At 72.3% G+C, this 2,647-nt stretch carries 2 protein-coding genes; both read right to left on the bottom strand.

The window, feature by feature from the left end; translation table 11 throughout:
* Nucleotides 1–102: 102 nt before the first annotated feature.
* Nucleotides 103–888 (bottom strand): IS21-like element helper ATPase IstB, encoded by a 786-nt coding sequence (istB, locus tag GTW58_RS12890; protein ID WP_119933820.1) that lies wholly within the window; start codon nt 886–888, stop codon nt 103–105.
* On the bottom strand, nt 885–2,483 hold the full coding sequence (istA, locus tag GTW58_RS12885) for an IS21 family transposase (RefSeq protein ID WP_189587310.1): 1,599 nt from the start codon (nt 2,481–2,483) through the stop codon (nt 885–887). Before istA ends, istB begins: the two co-directional genes overlap by 4 nt.
* Nucleotides 2,484–2,647: the final 164 nt, after the last annotated feature.

The following is a 2,647-nucleotide window of genomic DNA, read 5'->3' as shown; positions in this document are numbered from 1 at the left end:
CTGTCAACGGTCAGCCCGACTTCCCTGTGGGCGGTCAGGTGATCTCCCCGTGGGCGGACAGCTGATCTCCCTGTCTGCGGTCAGTTGATCTCCCTGCCGGTGTCAGTTCAGTGGGACCACCCCGCGGCCGGCGGTGGCGTCGGTGAGCCGCAGCGAGGTGCCCTCGGTGATGATGACGTGGGCGTGGTGCAGAAGCCGGTCCACGGCGGCGGTGGCCAGGGTCTTGGGCATGATCGTGTCGAACCCGGCCGGGTGGATGTTCGAGGTCACCGTGAGGCTGCGGCGTTCGTAGGTCGCATCGACGAGCCGGTAGAAGGCCTCCGCGGCGGCCTGGCCCGAGGGCAGCATCCCGATGTCGTCCACGACGATGAGCTCGGCCCTGGTGATCCGGGCGATGGTCTTGCCGATCGATCCGTCCACGGCGGCCCGGCCGATCGCGGCGGTCAGCGACTCGAGGGTGAACCAGGAGACCCGCATGCCGGCGTCGATGACCTGGTGGGCCAGGGCCTCGACGAAGTGGGTCTTGCCCGTGCCCGAGGGACCCGAGATCGCAAGGTTCTCCGCCCGGCCCACCCACTCCAGGGTGGCCAGGGCCGACTGGGTGGGGACCGGGATCGAGGAGTTCGTCTCGCGCCAGGAGTCGAAGGTCTTCCCGGCCGGCAGGCCCGCGGCCTTGCGGCGGGCCGCCCGGGTGGCCTCATCACGCCCGCGGGCCTCTTCGGCCAGCAGGACCCGCAGGACCTCGGTGGGGTCCCAGCGCTGGGAGCGGGCGGTGGCCAACACCTCGGGGGCGGCCGCGCGCAGGTAGGGCATCCGCATGCGCTTGAGCACCGCGGCGAGGTCTTCGGGCAGTGGCGGCGCTGCCGGGGCGGTGGTGGCTGTGTTCATCGGGCGGTCTCCTCGGTTGTGGTGGTTGTGCTGGTTGCCGTGCTGGCGCCGAAGGTAGCCCAGGCGGCGGTGCCGGGCTGGGCGGAGTGGGTCTCGTCGGTGGCCACGAGCCCGGCGGCGGTGGCCCCGGTGGCCTGGTGGTCGCAGATCGCGGTTAGGTCACCCTCGCTGAAGCGCCCGGCCGCCGCGGCGATCCCGAGGGCGGCGTCAACGGGCCCGTTCCCGATGAGGGCGGCGAGCTCCACCGCGGCGGCCATCTTCGCCCGGATCCGGGTGGCCCCGGCCGCGGAGGCCTCGATCAGCCAGGTGTGCGCCCCGGCGCCCAGGGCCAGGAAGTCCTTCTCCGCCGCGCTGCGGGCTCGTGGCCGGGGCGGGCGTGGGGCACCAGTGGGGTCTTGGGGGTGGTCGGGGTAGTGGGCCAGGTCGATCCGCGGATTCCCCGGGGTCGAGAGCCGGTGGCGGGCGACCTCGGTGAGCCCGGCACGCCCGGCCGCCCAGCCCGGCATCGTGGGGAGGACGTCGAGGTCGGCCATGACCACCAGCTCGGCCCCGGCGACCCGCACCCACACCTCGGCCCCGACGAGCCCCGGTGGGGTGGAGTAGCGCACCGAGCCGAACCGGATGGTCTGGTCGGTGCCCACCGTGCGGGTCACCCCCAGGGCGGTGGTGTGCGGAGCGGCCGGCAGTACGTGCAGGCGTTGCTGCTCCTCGGCCAGCGCCTCGGCGGGCACCCGGGCCGACTCCCGGTGGGTGCGCCCGTTGACCTTGGCGCAGAACGCCGTACAGGCGGTCTCGAGTGCGGCGAAGGAAGCGTACTGCTCACGCAGGTTCGCCTCGGTGGGCACCAGATCGGCCTTGGCGATGCGCACCGTGGACTCCGACCCACCCTTGGATTCCGGGTCATACGGCACGCAGGTGTGCACCTGGGTGCCGTAGTGCCGGCCGGCTTCCACGATCTGCGGGTGGCGCACCGCAACCCCGGCCACGTGATCGACGGTCACGGTCCTGGGGTTGTCGGTGAGCACGTAGGTCGGCACCCCGCCGATCCGCGCCAGGGTCGCATCCAGGCACCCGATCAGCGTCGGCAGGGTCTGGTCCCAGACCGGGATCACCACTCGGTAGCGTGACCAGGCCAGCCAGGCGCAGAACAGCCACGTGCGCCTCGGCGTCCCGTCGACCCCGGGCACCTTCGGGCCCTCGCCCCAGTCGAACTGCAGCCACAGCCCTGGCTCGGTGATCCAGGGCCGGTAGGTGCGCCGGTGCCCGGCCCGCCAGGCGGCCTTCACCTGCGCCACCGCACGCCGGGTGGTGCGCTCGGTCCCGGGGAACCCCACACCGGCCAGTCGGGCGTGGACGACGTCGGCGCGGACTGTGCCCTGGCTGCGCTCGACCCACTCCTCGATCTTGGGCAGGTGGGCGTCGATCATCCTGGGTCGTCGTCCTGGCCCGGTCACCGGCCGGCCCGCGTCGCGGGCGGCGGCGTAGCGCCGGACCGTCTTCGGATCGACTCCGGCCAGGGTCGCGGCCGAGTGCGCGGATCCGGTGGCGTCGTAGGCTTCGAGAATTTCCATGATCTCCCTGTCAGACTTCTTCATGCGTCCCTCCGGCGGGTGATGGCTCAAGGTGGTCAGAGACCTCGAGCGAACCCTCGGAGGGACGTCTGCGTGGGGACCGACACGAACCCGGCCCCATGGCCATGGACAGGGAGATCAGCTGTCCATCAGCAGGGAGGTACGTGTCCGCCTACAGGGAGATTGGC

The sequence above is a fragment of the Kocuria subflava genome (genome assembly GCF_012163155.1).
GTDB lineage: Bacteria > Actinomycetota > Actinomycetes > Actinomycetales > Micrococcaceae > Kocuria > Kocuria subflava.
The sequence above is the reverse complement of the archived record's forward strand: the minus strand, read 5'-3'. Positions and strand labels throughout refer to the sequence as shown.